At 43.3% G+C, this 16949-nt stretch carries 20 protein-coding genes; 11 read left to right on the top strand and 9 right to left on the bottom strand.

Annotation, left to right across the window (positions count from 1 at the left end; all coding sequences use genetic code 11):
* Nucleotides 1–18 precede the first annotated feature (18 nt).
* Nucleotides 19–237 (bottom strand): hypothetical protein, encoded by a 219-nt coding sequence (locus tag ACE1TF_RS17355; RefSeq protein ID WP_375018655.1) that lies wholly within the window; start codon nucleotides 235–237, stop codon nucleotides 19–21.
* 256 nt (nucleotides 238–493) lie between these two features.
* On the opposite strand from ACE1TF_RS17355, the gene ACE1TF_RS17350 reads away from it, so the two are divergent.
* The 3 genes from ACE1TF_RS17350 to ACE1TF_RS17340 all read left to right on the top strand — a co-directional run bounded on the left by ACE1TF_RS17350 (nucleotide 494) and on the right by ACE1TF_RS17340 (nucleotide 3238).
* The gene (locus tag ACE1TF_RS17350) at nucleotides 494–1552 is read left to right on the top strand and encodes a glycosyltransferase family 4 protein (protein ID WP_375018777.1); all 1059 of its coding nucleotides are present in this window, start codon (nucleotides 494–496) and stop codon (nucleotides 1550–1552) included.
* 173 nt (nucleotides 1553–1725) lie between these two features.
* On the top strand, nucleotides 1726–2499 hold the full coding sequence (locus ACE1TF_RS17345) for a polyphosphate polymerase domain-containing protein (protein ID WP_375018653.1): 774 nt from the start codon (nucleotides 1726–1728) through the stop codon (nucleotides 2497–2499).
* 52 nt (nucleotides 2500–2551) lie between these two features.
* Entirely contained in the window at nucleotides 2552–3238 is a 687-nt protein-coding gene (locus ACE1TF_RS17340) for a DUF4956 domain-containing protein (RefSeq protein ID WP_375018651.1), read from the top strand.
* Nucleotides 3239–3584: 346 nt separating this feature from the next.
* Here the strand turns inward: ACE1TF_RS17340 and galU are convergent, their stop codons facing one another.
* A complete protein-coding gene (gene galU, locus ACE1TF_RS17335) occupies nucleotides 3585–4454 on the bottom strand; it encodes a UTP--glucose-1-phosphate uridylyltransferase GalU (protein ID WP_042397897.1) in 870 nt (289 codons plus the stop codon).
* 292 nt (nucleotides 4455–4746) lie between these two features.
* Between galU and ssb the strand changes: the two genes are divergently transcribed.
* Nucleotides 4747–5133 (top strand): single-stranded DNA-binding protein, encoded by a 387-nt coding sequence (gene ssb, locus ACE1TF_RS17330; protein ID WP_042397893.1) that lies wholly within the window; start codon nucleotides 4747–4749, stop codon nucleotides 5131–5133.
* Nucleotides 5134–5340: 207 nt separating this feature from the next.
* Here the strand turns inward: ssb and ACE1TF_RS17325 are convergent, their stop codons facing one another.
* Nucleotides 5341–6834: a helix-turn-helix domain-containing protein gene (locus ACE1TF_RS17325; RefSeq protein WP_375018648.1), complete on the bottom strand. Its 1494-nt coding sequence runs from the start codon at nucleotides 6832–6834 to the stop codon at nucleotides 5341–5343.
* Nucleotides 6835–7221: 387 nt separating this feature from the next.
* Between ACE1TF_RS17325 and ACE1TF_RS17320 the strand changes: the two genes are divergently transcribed.
* Genes ACE1TF_RS17320 through ACE1TF_RS17310 form a run of 3 tightly spaced genes read left to right on the top strand, consistent with a single transcriptional unit; the run spans nucleotide 7222 to nucleotide 9429 of the window.
* Nucleotides 7222–7680 carry a LytTR family DNA-binding domain-containing protein gene (locus tag ACE1TF_RS17320; RefSeq protein WP_375018646.1) on the top strand — a complete coding sequence of 153 codons (459 nt, stop codon included), beginning with the start codon at nucleotides 7222–7224 and terminating at the stop codon, nucleotides 7678–7680.
* A gap of 5 nt (nucleotides 7681–7685) precedes the next feature.
* Nucleotides 7686–8099 carry a DUF3021 domain-containing protein gene (locus tag ACE1TF_RS17315; protein WP_375018644.1) on the top strand — a complete coding sequence of 138 codons (414 nt, stop codon included), beginning with the start codon at nucleotides 7686–7688 and terminating at the stop codon, nucleotides 8097–8099.
* Between the two features lie 58 nt (nucleotides 8100–8157).
* Complete coding sequence (locus ACE1TF_RS17310; RefSeq protein ID WP_375018642.1) at nucleotides 8158–9429, top strand: protoglobin domain-containing protein; 1272 nt, start codon at nucleotides 8158–8160, stop codon at nucleotides 9427–9429.
* A gap of 31 nt (nucleotides 9430–9460) precedes the next feature.
* Here the strand turns inward: ACE1TF_RS17310 and ACE1TF_RS17305 are convergent, their stop codons facing one another.
* The 4 genes from ACE1TF_RS17305 to ACE1TF_RS17290 are packed head-to-tail and all read right to left on the bottom strand — an operon-like array spanning nucleotide 9461 to nucleotide 11935.
* Nucleotides 9461–9991, bottom strand: coding sequence for a DUF4064 domain-containing protein (locus ACE1TF_RS17305; protein WP_375018640.1), 531 nt, complete (start codon nucleotides 9989–9991; stop codon nucleotides 9461–9463).
* Between the two features lie 54 nt (nucleotides 9992–10045).
* Nucleotides 10046–10285 (bottom strand): DUF4190 domain-containing protein, encoded by a 240-nt coding sequence (locus tag ACE1TF_RS17300; protein ID WP_375018638.1) that lies wholly within the window; start codon nucleotides 10283–10285, stop codon nucleotides 10046–10048.
* An 11-nt stretch (nucleotides 10286–10296) separates the two neighbouring features.
* Nucleotides 10297–10848, bottom strand: a complete 552-nt coding sequence (locus tag ACE1TF_RS17295) for a DJ-1/PfpI family protein (RefSeq protein ID WP_375018636.1) — start codon at nucleotides 10846–10848, stop codon at nucleotides 10297–10299.
* Nucleotides 10849–10870: 22 nt separating this feature from the next.
* Entirely contained in the window at nucleotides 10871–11935 is a 1065-nt protein-coding gene (locus ACE1TF_RS17290; RefSeq protein WP_375018634.1) for a M20/M25/M40 family metallo-hydrolase, read from the bottom strand.
* Nucleotides 11936–12054: 119 nt separating this feature from the next.
* On the opposite strand from ACE1TF_RS17290, the gene ACE1TF_RS17285 reads away from it, so the two are divergent.
* A complete protein-coding gene (locus ACE1TF_RS17285) occupies nucleotides 12055–13380 on the top strand; it encodes a short-chain fatty acid transporter (RefSeq protein ID WP_375018632.1) in 1326 nt (441 codons plus the stop codon).
* A gap of 33 nt (nucleotides 13381–13413) precedes the next feature.
* On the opposite strand, the gene ACE1TF_RS17280 is transcribed toward ACE1TF_RS17285, so the two are convergent.
* A complete protein-coding gene (locus tag ACE1TF_RS17280; protein ID WP_304412685.1) occupies nucleotides 13414–14193 on the bottom strand; it encodes a class I SAM-dependent methyltransferase in 780 nt (259 codons plus the stop codon).
* A gap of 96 nt (nucleotides 14194–14289) precedes the next feature.
* On the opposite strand from ACE1TF_RS17280, the gene ACE1TF_RS17275 reads away from it, so the two are divergent.
* Both ACE1TF_RS17275 and ACE1TF_RS17270 read left to right on the top strand, forming a co-directional pair.
* The gene (locus ACE1TF_RS17275) at nucleotides 14290–14790 is read left to right on the top strand and encodes a GNAT family N-acetyltransferase (RefSeq protein ID WP_375018629.1); all 501 of its coding nucleotides are present in this window, start codon (nucleotides 14290–14292) and stop codon (nucleotides 14788–14790) included.
* Nucleotides 14791–14812: 22 nt separating this feature from the next.
* Nucleotides 14813–15577 (top strand): dimethylarginine dimethylaminohydrolase family protein, encoded by a 765-nt coding sequence (locus ACE1TF_RS17270; RefSeq protein ID WP_375018627.1) that lies wholly within the window; start codon nucleotides 14813–14815, stop codon nucleotides 15575–15577.
* Here ACE1TF_RS17270 and ACE1TF_RS17265 read toward each other — a convergent pair.
* Nucleotides 15563–16351 carry an alpha/beta hydrolase gene (locus tag ACE1TF_RS17265; protein ID WP_375018625.1) on the bottom strand — a complete coding sequence of 263 codons (789 nt, stop codon included), beginning with the start codon at nucleotides 16349–16351 and terminating at the stop codon, nucleotides 15563–15565. The genes ACE1TF_RS17270 and ACE1TF_RS17265 overlap by 15 nt on opposite strands.
* A 77-nt stretch (nucleotides 16352–16428) precedes the next feature.
* On the opposite strand from ACE1TF_RS17265, the gene ACE1TF_RS17260 reads away from it, so the two are divergent.
* Nucleotides 16429–16770, top strand: coding sequence for a DUF4870 domain-containing protein (locus ACE1TF_RS17260; RefSeq protein ID WP_375018623.1), 342 nt, complete (start codon nucleotides 16429–16431; stop codon nucleotides 16768–16770).
* Nucleotides 16771–16949 lie beyond the last annotated feature (179 nt).

Here is a 16949-nt window from a genome sequence, read left to right as displayed (position 1 = left end):
GATTCCTTTCACTCATTTCTAGCGATTTTTCAATTCATTCACTTCAGCTTCAAGGCGATCAATCTCATCTTCAAGGCTTGAAATGCGATCACTGTAAGGTGCCAATTGCTCGAGTACCCAGTCCACACTTGCGACTACAGGTTGCGCTTGTGCGATCGACTCGTTCTTTAATAGCATTCCTGAAGAAGCGATCACAGCGACAAAGATGCCAGAGATGATAACTAATTTCTTAAACATGTCACAAACCTCCAACTTAAATGATATGAAAATTATACCAAATTTCCTATCTGTTAGATAGTTTCATATTTTCATAGTGTAATTTGATATTGTGTCTGTAATGTGTAAATTGGTGAAAACAGCCGTGTGAAATTACAATCTATGCTATAATTTCGAAAGGGTCTGTCAGTTGTAACCAAACGAAACAAATACCGTTTTTTACTATATATGTTGCCTTGTGGTTTGGGAAAAGGTAATAAGGGAGGGTCAAACCATGATCACAGCTATTTCTTTGGTCGTCTGTTTTATTATTGCACTTGTAATGACACCCATCATAAAAAAGTTTGCCATTAAAATCGGCGCAACTGATCAGCCAAATGACCGAAAAGTACACCAAAAGGTGATGGCTAGAATCGGTGGTTTGGCAATCTTTATCGCCTTTATTGCCGGAATTTTTATACCTCAAGCACATACACATGAATTTTTCTATCCGATATTAATTGGTGCGTTTATTATTACGCTTACTGGATTTTTGGATGACCTGTTTGAACTATCTGCTAAATGGAAATTGCTCGGACAAATTGCTGCCGCTTCTGCAGTTGTTATTGGCGGCATTCATGTTGAATTTATTAACTTGCCGTTTGATATGCAATGGCATCTCGGTTGGCTGAGCATCCCGCTTACAATGCTTTGGATTATCGGGGTAACAAACGCCATTAATCTTATCGACGGGCTTGATGGACTGGCAGCCGGTGTATCCTCGATCGTACTCGCGACCATTACAATTGTTGCCATCATTGACTCTAACGTTTTTGTAATGGCACTCGGAGCGGTAATGCTCGGAAGTACGCTCGGGTTTTTAGTGCATAACTTTAACCCTGCCAAGATTTTTATGGGTGACACTGGCGCCTTATTTCTTGGCTTTATGATTTCAGTAATTTCACTGCTTGGCTTTAAAAACATAACGGTGTTCTCTTTGCTCATTCCAGCAATTTTACTAGCAGTGCCGATTTCGGACACGCTTTTTGCGATCATACGCCGAATTGTTAACAAGAAGCCGTTGTCAATTGCCGATAAGTCTCACCTGCATCATTGCTTATTAAACTTAGGCTACAGCCATAAACATACCGTATTAATTATTTACGCGATGAGTGCATTGTTCGGCATTGCAGCCATCGTGTTAACACTCTCTGAGCTTTGGGTGACGGTACTCGTCGTATTAGCCTTACTCACCTGCATTGAAATATTCGCCGAGAAAGTCGGTCTCGTGAGTAAAGAATATCGTCCATTTATGAAGTTCTTCACGAAGATTGGAGATAATATAACACGAAGGTAAGCGATTCTCATTCGTATAACAAAGGTATGCCCCTTTGCTATTTGTTGACGAGTGAAGGGGCTATTGATTGCAACTTAATTTCATCATTTTTAAGACACAGTATATGAGAAATGATATAATATTAAAATGCTTATGGTTATACACGTATGCGTAGCAAGGTGGTGTAAAGAACGATGGAAGCTTTAGAAATCTTTCAACGCTATGAGCTTAAATATTTAATTCCTTACGATGTTTACGAGCAGGTTACCGGACAACTTCAGAAGCGAATGAAGTTCGACCCTTATGGAGATGAAAACGGGTGTTACAATATTGTCAGTCTGTATTTTGATTCAAAAGACGATAAGATATACAATGAAACCCGCAACAACTTAAACTTCAGGCAGAAACTGCGACTGCGAGTATACGGTGAGTCTGACTTGAACAGTACATCTTTTCTAGAGATTAAGCAGAAATACAACCGAGTTGTGAATAAGCGGCGAACGTTAATTACGTTAAGTGATGCGTACGATTTCTTTTATAACAACGCCAAAAATGAAGCCAATTACAACGTTTCTAACCGCCAAATTCTTGGAGAGGTGAATGCGTTTAGCTCGTTGTATGAATTAGAACCCTCTGTCGTTGTCAGTTACGACCGTCAAGCTCTCGCCGGAATCGATGAGCCGGACTTACGCGTCACATTTGATTTCAATCTCATGACGAGAAATGATAACTTGAGTATTGAAGACGGTCCAAACGGTAATTTGTTTGTTGATCAAAACATGGTCATCATGGAAGTCAAAGTCTCGAACAGCGTTCCATACTGGCTCTCACGAATGCTCAGTGATTATGAATGCGAGCGCAAATCTGTGTCCAAGTTTTGCACATGCATTGATATGGCGAACGGACTCATAAAACCTTATCAACCAATAAACCCACAAGTTGCAAGCGCTGCTGGCTCTGGCTTCTAGTCATCCAGCTATTTGCATGTAATGGTAATCCTACTAATCAAGGAGAATGACGATGGAAGGCTTTTTAGATGAACTACGTAACTTCACCGATATGACGACGCAATCGTCGATTGTTGACGGCTTTTTAGCTATATCATTGACGTTTGTTCTTTCAATGATTATTACATTCCTTTACCAAAAAACACATAAAGGCGCACGGTACGCACAATCATTTATACATACGATCGTAATTATGTCGATGGTTGTTTCTGTCATTATGATCGTGATTGGCAATAACATAGCTGTCGCATTTGGTCTTGTCGGCGCGTTCTCCATTATTCGCTTCCGTTCTGCGATGAATGATCCAAAAGACATTGCCTTCATATTCTTCGGCATGGCAGCTGGTATCGCTTCAGGGCTCGGCTTTTATTTACTAGCCATATTGTTTACGATTACAGTGAGTGTTATTATTTACTTCCTTTACGTCATCGACTACGGTGGTGGCCAATCCGTTCAAAAGCGCATGAGGATTACGATCCCCGAAAACATGCATTACGAAAATGTATTCGAAGAAACCTTTAATGAATACTTGCACGATTATAAGCTGACAAATGTTGAAACGACGAACCTCGGTACGATGTACCAATTGACGTACATGATTACGACAAACGACAATGTATCCGATAAAGACTTAATTGACGCAATCCGTCAATTGAACGCCAACTTAAAAGTATCAATCGGCATGGCAAATCCCGATTGATGGCAAAACGCGAAGTCTGTATAGACTTCGCGTTTTTTGTACGTGCAATGCGCAGTTGCTGTTTCTCGATAAAACCGACCCCAAAACTTTTTAGGTTAGTCTGCTTCATTTAGAAAAAATTTTTTGCAATATCATTCCACATAACGGTCTAATAGGGGGTGCTTGGGCAGGCACACATCCTCCCATAACCGTAATGGCATATCGACATTCATCCCTCCACTTCTTATCGTGAAAACAAATTAATATCACCCTTAGCCATCCCATAGTAGGAGTTCTCTCGAATCATCACAATACACCGTAAGCAAAAAGCAGGCTGAGGATATAGATTCCCTCACCTGCTTCTTTGTTATAGATTCAATTCACGTATATACGACGTTAAGTCGGACCGATAGTCTTCTCTTTCAAGGGCGAAGTCAATGGTCGCTTGTAGAAATCCGAATTTATCACCCACATCATAGCGCGTTCCTTCAAAGTGATAAGCAAGTACGTCTTGGTCATTAATGAGCTTGCGAATGCCGTCGGTTAATTGAATTTCATTACCCGCACCAGGTGGCAATGTCTTAAGAATTGGCATGATCTCAGGCGTAAGGACGTAACGACCCATGATTGCTAAATTAGAAGGTGCTTCTTCTAGTCCCGGCTTTTCAACGAGATCACGAACAGGCACTGTGCCTGATTCATCGATATCGGACTGTGGAGATACAATGCCGTAGCTAGAAACGCGGTGCTCGGGAACTTGTTGAACACCGAGCACAGAACGCTCTTCTTCTTCGTAGATGTTCATTAACTGCTTAAGGCATGGCACATCGGAGCGAACGATATCATCGCCGAGCATGACAGCAAATGGCTCGTTGCCAATAAACGTACTTGCACAGGCAATGGCGTGTCCTAAGCCTCTCGGTTCTTTCTGACGTACGTAATGAATGGATGCCATGTTAGATATTTTCTTGACTTCTTCCAAACGATCCCATTTCTCTGTTCGCTCTAGCGTCTGTTCTAGTTCGTATGAAACATCAAAGTGGTCTTCAATTGCACGTTTGCCACGGCCACTGATGATTAATATGTCTTCAATTCCAGAAGCAATTGCTTCTTCTACAATGTATTGGATGGTCGGTTTATCAACGACGGGTAGCATTTCTTTCGGAAGTGCTTTCGTTGCAGGTAAAAACCTCGTTCCTAGACCTGCTGCAGGAATGACTGCCTTTTTTACTTTCAAGATTATTCTCCTTCCAAAAAACAAACATCGAATATCTCCAGTATATCATATGCCTCACTTGTGCAACATCCGCAGATTACCAATTCAGCCTGTGATTGTCGAATTATATTTTATATTATTTTAATATTTAGATAGATAATACTTAGGACTTATGATACAGTACTATTATACAGAAAGGAGGATTCACATGCCGGATATCTAGTGAATTAATTATGATTCGGTGGTACACTTCACAGTCTGATTCCTTGCTTCTCACTTACAACTCACTTCCATGAAAGGAGGTGCAGCCAAGATGCTAAATCAAGTCTCTCTCATTGGGAGGATTACAAAAGATCCTCAACTACGCTTCACAAACTCTGGAGTTGCTTACGTAAAACTTCACCTCGCCATTCAACGCCGCTATCGAAATGCGCAAGGAGAATTTGATGCAGACTTTGTTCCATGTATCATCTGGCGAAAACAAGCTGAGTCAACCGCAAATTACTGTCACAAAGGGGCGTTGGTGTCAATCACCGGAAGAATTCAAACACGCTACTATCTCAATGACCAAAACGAGCGGACGTATGTGACTGAAATTATTGGAGATGATGTTCGATTCCTCAAATTACAGGCCGCTACGACGAGCTCGAGCACTGAACACTCCACGAACGATACAACCAGTACACCAACACCTTCATAAAGACCACACTGCACACTATCGTATTACCACGACCGATACTAGAAACCCACATTGACTCTCTCAAACAGCAAGACCTTCCATCAAGATTTATCCCCCAAATACTCGTACGACATGTGAATAACGATAACGGAAAGCGCTTACAATGAATCTAGGTGGGCATATTTTCACAACTGCTCGTACACCGTCCCTGAACGTAAAACTGCCAATTCAGGGACGGACTTCTTTATATTCATCACGGTATGCACGAGGAGATAAACCAGTCTTATCTTTAAACTGACGACTGAAATAGTTCGGATCACGATAGCCGACATCAAAGGCTAAGTGTTTTACAGATTGGCGAGTCATGGATAGCTTCTTCATAGCAGCGATTAACCGCATATCTCGTAACACTTGCCGAAACGTTCCACCTTCATGCTGAACGAACAACTGGCCCAGATATGAAGGGTTTCGATCGACGACGAGGGCAACATCTCTTAGCGTAAGATAAGGATTGTCATATTGGCTCTTCATATAATTCATTGCTGTCTTCACAATTTCTACCGAGACGGTAGACTTTTCACTTTCTTGAAGTTCCAACATGAGTGAAAATCCCGTTTGCAATATGTCCAGTACTTCCTCAGCATGGTCAGCATAGTGCACACGTCTAAGTAAAGTGCTAAGGCGTTGCATCGTTTCCTCTTCTTTATCAATTGAATGATCAAGCTCATGATAGAGACTCTCAATGACGGAAGTTGAACGATTTCTCGTATATACTAACCCACGGTACGATGATTCACACTCATACAACCAACCTTTCACCCATTCTAAGAATCCTCCATCGTCGGTATATTGCAGAAAGTCCAATAACCGTTTTTTCTCTAAATGCGTTAAATATGGGAAATCAATGGCGTTCGAATTACTTACCCGATTGGCAATGAGTACTTTACCTAGGCCACTGAAGTATGTGTTAGAAAATGCTTGGCGACAAGCCAGGTATGCTTGACGATAGGTACTTTTACCTGTAGATACAAAGTAAGCAACAACGAGTGGGTTCTCTTCTTTATGTTGCCATTGGTTTAAACATTCACTTGGAACGTTGTATGTCTTCGTCGAATGATGATGAATAACAACGACTACACAGTCATCCATCATCGTTAACGTATATTCAAAATTATGTAATGACTCCAGTTCTTGAAGATACTGGAATAACGCAATTGGATCCCGGTTTCTTGGCCGAAACATGAGCATGCTAAATTCTTGCTCATGTTGTGTTTCTAGTGAAAGAAGTTGTTTGGATAACTGTTCGCTTTCAGACATATGAATCGCGTCTTGATAAGACGTGTGCTTACGTCCTTCATTTTGCATAACGTACTCTATGCATTCTTTCAAATCTTCTGTATCGACAGGCTTTCTTATGACGCCATTCGCTTGGAGCTCAACGGTACGTTGCATCGTTTTAAAGGTCTCATCATTAACAAAAACAATCAATTTCCCAGAAAAGTGCTGTAGCGTTCTACTCAAATCAGAAAATTGCTCATCATCAAATAAATCAATCTCTAGGATTAATATGTGAGGAAACGGGTGCCTAAGGGCGTCTTGTAGTTCCCCGCTCGTAGCCACGAAACTTTGAACTTGGTAATGGGTGTCCATAGCTTCAATGGCCCACTTTAATCCGATATGGTTATTTTGGTCCTGGTCTGCGACGATAAATTGGACTGCCACTATTTCCACCTCTTCTAATCACGATCATTATTACTAATTTACCATTAATTTGTTACTACCTCAAGAGTTTTGACATGCGACTATTATACAAAATGAATAAACTATTCAATATAAACCCTTAAAAACTATAGAATTTTGGATCTTATGGTCGATGAATATATCTTCACATTGATAAAAATTAGTATCTTATACCTACTCGAGTGGATGGAGCAACGCTCTTTGCTTCTTTTTTTATTTTGTTTTTATACAACCTTCTCTATAATGAATACGTAGCTGTTTGTTAGGAACTAAAAAGTGCATGATATTCCTTCTGGAATGCATCTTACGCACGATAAACTCTACATAACGACGTGTATCGTATACTTATAAACGAGGAGGCTGCTGGTAATGAGAATTCATATCGACATTAATGAAAATCATCCGGAAACGTCGATCACGATCCACGCAGCAGAATGGAGTCAAGAATTAGAGCAATTAATGCGGTCATTAAATGAACACAGCCAACCATCAAGTAGTCCATTTCGTTTACTTGCAGAAGATGGGGATACTTCGTTTGTAGTCACGCCTGGCGACGTTGATTATTTGTATGCCGAAGACCGGAAAGTGTTTGCTGCCATTGGAGAAAAGCGTTATGAAATGAAACACAAATTGTACGAACTTGAAGAACTTCTCACTGACTTTACGTTTGTGCGGTTTTCTAAGTCCGTAATCGGAAACATCGACCAGATTGACCGATTTGAAGTTTCTTTTAACGGAAATCTTTGTGTATTTTTCAAATCAGGAAATAAAGAATACGTATCGCGCAAATATGTGAAAACATTGCGCAATATTTTGACAGGAGGGTAATGTTCATGGCAAAAGAAATTATTTACCGCTTTTTTGCTGGAATTGGGGCTGGCGGCATTGTCACGTTTGTGTTTTTGACGTATCTTATGATCATTGATCTCAACCCTCCGGTCGCGGAAATATGGAGAAATATGCTCGGAGGCATGCTTGTTGGTGTATACTTCTCCCTGTCATCTTTCGTCTTTGATTTTGAGAAATGGAGCACGTTAAAAGCGACGATTGTTCATTATGCGACTTCCATCATCGTTTATTTTTCCATTGCTTTGATTGTAAGTTGGGTTCCGCTTCGACCATTACCGCTACTGCTAGCTGTTGCGCTCTTCACCCTCTTTTATGCCCTTCATTGGATGGGTTTTTATGTATATTATCGTCGACTAGCGAAGAACTTTAATGAATCTTTAAATCGAGACTCTCTGTAATCTAAATAGAAATAAACAATTTACTCTATGTGCCGAAATAACAGATAGAGGTGGTTTGATGACGACGAGTACACAAACATTCACGTATTCCGATTATTATCAAGAATTGATTCAGGGCAACGAGCGCGACTTGATTGGATTTACAGGGTTTACAGCTGAAGATATAGAACGCTTGCACAGCATTCAATCGTTCGTTAATCAGCATGTAGAGTCACTCGTTGATCGGTTTTATGAACCCATTGTTAAAGACCCCCATCTTCGTTCAATCATTGACAATCACTCATCTGTTGATCGTCTAAAACGCACGTTTTCAAGTTACCTTTTGGATATGTTTTCTGGAAAGATTGGCGCTGAATATTTGAAACACCGTCACGTCGTCGGTGCGATTCATTACCGAATTGGGCTTAGTGAACAATGGTATATCGCTGCCTACACACGGATTCAAAATGAAATGCTATCGCTCGTAATAAATGAGTTTCCAAAAAAGGATGCCTTGTCGATCCTTCAATCTTTCCAGCGGCTCTGTTCTCTAGATATGCAAATCGCAATTGGCACATACATCGGGACGTACGCAGACTCGCTTACACAATACAACGAAGCTCGTCTTTCTCAGAATGAACAACTCACAAAAGCAGCGAAAGATCTTGCTGACCATTCTAGTGACATGAAAGCCCACGTAAGCAATCAAAGGTCCGATACTGAACGCGTGACGACCGGGTTGCAATCGTTGTATCAAGATTCTCAGCACATGCAAAACAACATGCTAGAAGCGCAATCTGATATTAGCGAATCAATGACCAATCTTGAAGCAATGGTATCCGATGTGGAAAGGTCCCGAGATAAGCTCTCTTTGTTGAACGAAAGCTCGATGAATATTGGTAAAGTGACTCAAACCATTTGGGAGATTGCAAAGAAGACGAAAGTGCTCTCATTAAATGCGAGTATTGAGGCTTCTCGAGCTGGAGAATACGGACGTGGCTTCGCGGTCGTCGCTAATGAAGTTGGAACACTTGCTGCCAACACACAACATGCACTAGAATCGATTCGAAGTCAGATCGAAGAGACACAAAACCATGTAAGTGAATTCCACGAAAGCATCGAAGCTTTGAGTAACAAAGCGAATCACATGAACGATGTAACGAATACGATTAAAAAGCGTTTAGCTGACTCTACCGAAGCAGCCGGAGAGAACTTTGCTGCGATTGAAGGATTTACGACGACCGTTGAACAGTTCCAATCCAGTTTTCATGAACTGATGGCTTCTTTTGATAAACTGGGTAGTTTCTCAGAAGAGCTTACCGATTTGCGCTTAGAAGTTCATGAACAATAAAACAAGAAAAAACGGGCGAGCACACGTATTGTTACGTGCGTTCGTCCGTTTTTTCTTGGTCCTCAAACCTTTCTTTTCGCTCCATCTGCTCTTCCTCAATTTCTTGCAAGCGCTCGTCAGCTCCGTAAATGTTCTCTACCGGTTTATCTTCTCTCAGTGGCGGCTTTCTAACGAGCAACATAATGCCCGCTGCTACGTATAAACCACCGTAAAAGAATCCCAATCCCACTGTGATGATAATGCTTAAAGCACCGACAACAATAAATATAATGCCCGCTCGTTTTGCTTTGCTTCGATACCAATAGAGTGCCATTGCTGCGGGAACGATGGCTATAAATTGCAAAATCGTAACGAACCACGTAAAAGGGACAAGTATACCGAGGACGAGGTCAAACGCATACAAGTCTTCAGGAGTTACGAATGGATCTGCTTCAGCAAAGTTTCTTCCTACTCCGAAAAGAAAGTGAATTTGTAACGCGAAGACTAAAGCGATGAAACTCATAAACCCGTGTAGAGTTAGCCCAATAATGCTTAACACCAATTCCCCAGTTCTTTTCAACATTTCTCACCCCAAAATTAAGCTTGCAACAGATGTACGTTGCAAGCGTCAACAAAGTTACAAAAACATGCCTAAAAAAGCAATACCTAGCACTAATAGCAACACATTTAGCAAAATAGAAATACCGTTAATAATAATACCTGAAATCGCTACTCCGGCCCCTTCGCCTCCGGAACCAATTTCTCTTCGGGCCATCATGCCGAGAACGATACCGACCACGGCGGTTAAAAAGCCAAACCAAGAAATAAAGAAAGATGCGATACCTAATACGAATGACGCAATCGCTTTTCCGTTCATAGAAGCCTCCTCTACTGGATGAGTTTCATAAACTCTCTCATGAAGCCAGGTAAGTCATCCCACGCATGACCAGATACGAGGTTGCCGTCGACATACACTTTCTCTGATCGAAACGTCGCACCGACAGCCTCAACTTCAGGTTTACACGCAGCGTACGCGGTCAGCTCCCGGCCTTTCAGACGTTCTCCAGCAACCGCTGCAAACACTTGTACCGCGTGACAAATTGCGCCGACCGGTTTGTTCTCATCTAGAAAGTGATTCACAATCGCCGGGGTATGTTCATGCATGCGAATGTACTCAGGGGCGCGTCCTCCCGGCAAAATCAATCCATCATAATCTTCGGGGCGAACGTCCGCAAATGCAATATGACTTTGGAGTTCATACGAAGGCTTTTCCACAAATGTCTCGTATCCTTCGATGAAATCATGGTTGACGGTGTACAACGATTTCACAGACGGAGACGCAATGTCCGCTTCCATGCCTGCTTCGAGAAAACGATAGTACGGATAAAATACTTCCAACGCTTCTACTGCGTCACCTGTAAGAATAAGTATCTTTGCCATGCTCAATCCTCTCCTTTACCCTTTACTTCGGAACGTGAACAGGTTTTACATCTTCTTTTCCCGTTAAATTTAAAATGAAACGTGTTAACAGTGTGATTTCTTGCTCAATGTCTTGTAGAGAAATCATTTCTCGGGGTGCATGCATATACCGAAGTGGCAATGACAAAACAGCAACCGGCACGCCAGAACCGGTCAAACGCAACTGGTCAGCATCCGTCCCTGTTGTTTTGGGTGTCAATTCATACTGAAGAGAAATCCCTTCATCTTTGGCCGCACGTTCAAGCAATTCATTCATCTTTCGGTTAATCGGCGCTCCTTTTGCTAATACAGGACCCTTTTGTAAGCGGACATCCCCATTTTTCTGGGGATTAGCAGTTGGGAAATCCGTCGCAAACGTCACATCCAGCGCGATCGCGATCGTCGGCTTCGTCATCGCACCTGCAAAAAACGCACCCCCCATATTCGTTTCTTCATTGACCGTACTTACACCATACACGCCTACAGAAAGCGTTTCATCCTTTAATCTGCGGATAACTTCTGCAACGATATACGATCCCGTACGATTATCAAGCCCTCTTCCACTTAAACTTTCGTTCAATAACCGTTGCGGTTCAATCTCATATACAGCAGGATCGCCAATTTGTACGTAACGCTCGATTTCTGCTTTCGTCGTAACGCCACAGTCGATGTACAAATCATCGGTCGTCATTTTCTCTTTTGCCCCGCCATGATGTTCAGCATTTGTGCCAATAATCCCAGTAATTGTCCCGTTAGTTCCGAGTATGGTTACACGCATGCCGAGCGCGGGCAACGGACTAATGCCGCCAAGAGGTTCCACACGCAAAAAGCCAGACTCATCAATATGCTTAATCATAAATCCAATCTCATCACTATGCCCAGCAAGCAATACGCGAAACGGCGCCTCTGGCTGTAAAATCGCATACGCATTTCCTGCCCCGTCAGTTCGTAGCTCATCTGCGGAAGACTTCACGTATTCCAACCATTTCTCTTGCAGTTGCTCTTCTCTTCCTGATGGCGAGGGCGTACGTAACATTTCATACAAAAAATCATGCGGGTTTGTTTCCAAACCGTCCACCTCCTAAGCTTCTCGTATTAGTGTACCTTAGATCGCAAAATTCTTTCCACAACCAAATAAATTAAATGGTATGATTATTCAAACAATATAACAAAAGAGGTGTCTAGCTCATGTTTACGCACGTAACACGTTTTTGCGATCAAATTGTCCAACGCTATTTGCCCGATGCCTTTCTTTTCGCCCTTATTTTAACTTTTATCGTCTTTTTGCTCGGCATTTTCATCACCGACAGCTCACCCATTGCCATGGTGCAGTTTTGGGGAGAAGGGTTTTGGGACTTACTAGAGTTTGCTATGCAAATGTCTTTGATCGTCGTGACCGGCTACATACTCGCAAATAGTTCTGTCGTAAAAAGCATCCTTGCCCGCTTAGCATTGTTCGCCAATACACCTGGACAAGCAATCATGCTCGTCACCCTCGTCGCAACCCTTGCCTGCCTCATTAACTATGGGTTTGGCTTAGTCATCGGGGCACTGTTCGCACGCCACGTCGTCCAACAAGTGCCCAAAGTGAACTTCCGCTTGCTCGTCGCCTCCGCTTACAGTGGGATGCTCGTCTGGCACGGCGGACTATCTGGCTCCATCCCACTCACCATCGCCACACCCGGTCACTTTCTCGAAGATATGATGGGGACAATCCCCATCGGGGAGACATTGTTTTCACCATTTAACTTGTTCATCGTCATTACAATGGTCATCTTACTGCCCATTATGAACCGACTGCTCATGAGAGCTGCAGACTCATCACAAAAAATTGAGCCTGTCTTTACCGAGCAAGCCGCGGCTAAGGAAGAAACGATCGATGACAAGCCAAAAACAGCAGCTGATCGATTAGAAAACAGTCAGATCATCTCGCTCGTTATCGGGGGCCTTGGACTCATATTCGTCGTCATGCATTTCGTACAAAACGGTTTGGATCTTAATTTAAACATCGTTAATTTCACGTTTCTTTTCCTAGGTATATTGTTGCACAAAACGCCACGAAGATTTCTAAAAACAGTGAGTGATGCGGTACGTAACGCCGGTGGCATCATTATTCAGTTCCCGTTTTACGCAGGGATCATGGGCATGATGGTCGAATCAGGTTTATCGGATATGATGTCGGAAATGTTTATCCTCATTTCCAATGAAGCGACGTTCCCACTTTTCACATTTATTAGCGCCGCCATTGTGAACTTCTTCGTCCCTTCTGGTGGTGGTCAGTGGGCTGTTCAAGGACCGATTATGATGAGTGCTGCCTATGAAATCGGTGCAGAGCCGGCAAGAATTGCGATGGCGGTTGCTTGGGGGGACGCGTGGACGAACATGATTCAGCCGTTTTGGACGTTGCCACTTCTCGCGATTGCTGGACTTAAGGTCCGTGACATTATGGGCTTTTGCGTCATTATTCTCATCTGGTCATTCATTCCGATAGCGATCGGTTTACTGTTTATATAGACCAACTGCGGGGACAAATGTCCCCGCAGTTCTCTAGTTCTTCACCGCGTGCAAAAGGATGGACTCCCCAGCAAACGAATGTAGTTCATCTCTTTTTGTGATGATGTTGAATTTCTGTTTATGGTCGTCTGATGATGCTAACAACAAATCGGTCAATTCTTTTCTCGTTTCGTTCGGTACGTCCAAACGATCGCACCAATCTGTAAAGAGAAACGTTTTCGTAAAGCGTTGGACACGCTCTACAGTAAAGCCTGCACGTTCAACCATCTGAACCCACTCGCTTTTCTTCCACGCACGGAAATGACTCGGGTCACGCTTCTTTTCAACCGTATTATAAAACTCGTCCCAATCATCATTTTCAGGTGCGGTGTTGTCCAAGATGTATAAGCTACCTCCAGTTTGGATGACACGGTGCGCCCCTTCAAGGAATTGATCTGGGCGTTCAAAGTGGTGAGCCGCAATGCGGCATACAGCAACATCGTACGATGAATTGGGAAAATCTAGCTTTTCTGCGTCCCCTTCAACGTAGGATACATTCTCAAAACCGTTCTTTGTGATGAACGCCTCGGCCGTCCCAAGCATTTCTTTCGTTAAGTCCATCGCCGTTACTTCATTCACGTGGGGAGCTGCGGCTAAACTCACGTGACCCGCCCCGGTCGCAATGTCTAACAAACGTTCATACTTGTTATGCTCCAACTCGGCCACGAGCAGACGCAAGTCCTCACCTTTGGCATGCAGTTGACTCGTGACATAATTGGCAGAGGCAGAGGAAAACGTTTGTTGAACGGTTTTCTTAAAGTCACTCATTTTCATCACTCCTTCTATAAATAGTTTACGGTAGCTTGAAGGAAAACACGACTAACGATGTCGAATAGGTAGGGATAAGAAAAAATGATAGGAGTTTTTTGTATGTTCGTGAGAGAGGTCACTCGAGAGGACGCAGCACCACTCGCTCGTCTATTAAAGGACGTTGACGCATCGAATGTGATGCTGTATCACCCTGGTGAGCGAAAAGCACGCCCGGATGGATTAGAAAAGCACATTCAAAACATTCAACATACCCCGCATAGCCGCTGGTTTGTTGCTGTAAATAATAACCAAGCACTCTGTGGCTATGTATTTATGATGGGAAATGACTTACGAAGAACCAAGCACCGAGCGTTTGTTGTGATCGGTGTTGACGAGCGGGCAAGAGGACAAGGTGTAGGGTCACTGCTCATGCAACATGCAGAGACGTGGGCAGAAAACGCCGGCGTGCACCGATTAGAACTGACCACACTTGTCCACAATCACGCCGCCATATCCCTTTATTCATCACTCGGTTATGAACAGGAAGGCATTCGCTACGCTTCCCTTTGCATAGACGATGTCTACCATGATGAACTCTATTTCTATAAACTGCTTACATAACAATCAATGAGGTGAACAGACCATGAAGATTACACATGCCATCGTGAAAGAAGTTAGTGAAAATTTTAGCTCAGGTCTCACCGACGCCACCCTTGGAAAACCTGATCTTACCCGCGCCCGTGAGCAACATGCCAACTACGTTCAAGCGCTTAAAGACTGCGGAGTTCAAATAACCGTTCTTCCTGCTGATGATCGTTTTCCTGATTCGACTTTTGTGGAAGACCCTGCTGTCGTGTTGCCGGATTGCGCGATTTTGACTCGACCGGGCACACCTGAGCGAATCGAAGAAACGGCACTTATGAGAGACACGCTCACGCCGTTATTTAACACAACTGAAACGATCGTCTCCCCTGGCACACTTGAAGGCGGCGACGTGCTTCGGGTGGATAACCATGTTTACATCGGCATATCAGCTCGTACGAATGAAAAAGGCGCCACGCAGTTAATGGAGATCCTAACACGCTTTAATGTGAGTAGTTCGACCGTTCCGGTGCAGCACATTCTTCACCTTAAAACAGGTTGTACGTATATGGGAGACAATTACATGCTCGTCGCAGGCGAATTCGTACAAGACCCAGCGTTTACAACGTTTGATCGAATCGTTGTGCCGGATGAAGAAGCGTATGCGGCCAACTGCCTACGGATCAACGATCATTTAATCATGCCAAAAGGTTATCCACAAACTCGTGCACAATTGCAAAAACTCGGTCTGCCCATTATTGAGCTAGACATGTCTGAGTTTGAAAAGCAAGACGGTAGCCTCACTTGTTTATCACTTCGTTTCTAAGAAGCGCTCAATCCGATCCCAATACGTTGGGTCTGTATGAATCGTGTTGTGCCCGTGCTCGCCAATGACGATCCATTCAGCTGTGTCTTGTGATTCATACAAGGCACGGCTACGCTCGAAGGGGACTACTTCATCATCACCGGCAACGATCATGAGCATCGGTGCGCTCACGTCTTGCAAATGTTCCTTCGTATCAAACGGATGGCGCAACAACAAATCAACCGGTAAAAACGGGAATTGCGCGGCACCTACGCTTGCTAGCCGATCAAAAGGGGTCACGAAAATCGCACGGTCAACGTCGCGGTTGTCCGCCACATACGCGGCAACAGCCGTTCCTAAGCTTCGGCCCATCACCGTGATTTGTTCAGCGTTCTCGGCCACTTCATCATACACGTACAGCGCATCCGAAAATAATTCTTCTTCACCTGGCGTACCTTCGCTTGCACCGTATCCCCGGTAATTCATGAGTACGACATTTCTTTCTGGCCAGCGCTCGTTCACTTCGGCCGCTTTGTTCGACACATTTTCGGCATTGCCACCGTAATAAAGGATCATGTCCTGTTTTGAATCTCCAACGAACCACCCGTGTAACAGCGTGCCGTCCGGTGTTTGTACAATCATCTCTTCCACACCGTCCGCAGCCTCTAACCGGGCCGTTTGTGCCTCATCTACAGCGGTTGGGTGAAAAATGATTTGCTCTTGAAAAAAATAGATCAGACCGACAATGGCTAGAAAAACACTACCAATCATAGTTAGAATCTTTGCGAATCGCACGTGTCCACACCCCTTAACATAATGCCAACATACCATGAATACATTGAATAATCACGTTTTATCGGGAGTGGTTTTCAATGGATGCTTCAACAGAACGAACGTATGGGTTGTTTCTGCATTTAAGTGCATTTTCTGGCTTCATCATTCCGTTAGCTACATTTCTCGCCCCTCTCATTCTTTGGCTCATCAAACGTAATGAATCTGAATATGTGGATGCGCACGGAAAAGCCGCTGTCAATTTTCAGATCTCATATTTCATTTATGCGATCGTGTCTTCCATCCTAATATTCGTATTCATTGGCTTCGTGCTCGTATTTATCGTTGGCATTGCCTGGATCGTATTCGTTATCATTGCGACCGTCAAAGCATCGAACGGTGAGTTATACAAATACCCGCTGTCGATTCCATTTATAAGGTAGAGCATCGGTTTGAAAAACGTCCCGATCAAAAAGATCGGGACGTTTTTCTATATGAATCAATTTCATAAGTCTTCCTCTTAAAAAAGCACAGATAAATCCTATCAGAATAAGGTTGCTCTCAAAAATTTAAGCGTGATGTTCGTTCATACGTTCCGTCAGGCGATCACAAGCAAGTTTTG

The sequence above is a fragment of the Geomicrobium sp. JSM 1781026 genome (assembly GCF_041949955.1).
Lineage (GTDB): Bacteria > Bacillota > Bacilli > Bacillales > Marinococcaceae > Geomicrobium_A.
This window is presented reverse-complemented; position numbering and strand designations above follow the sequence as displayed.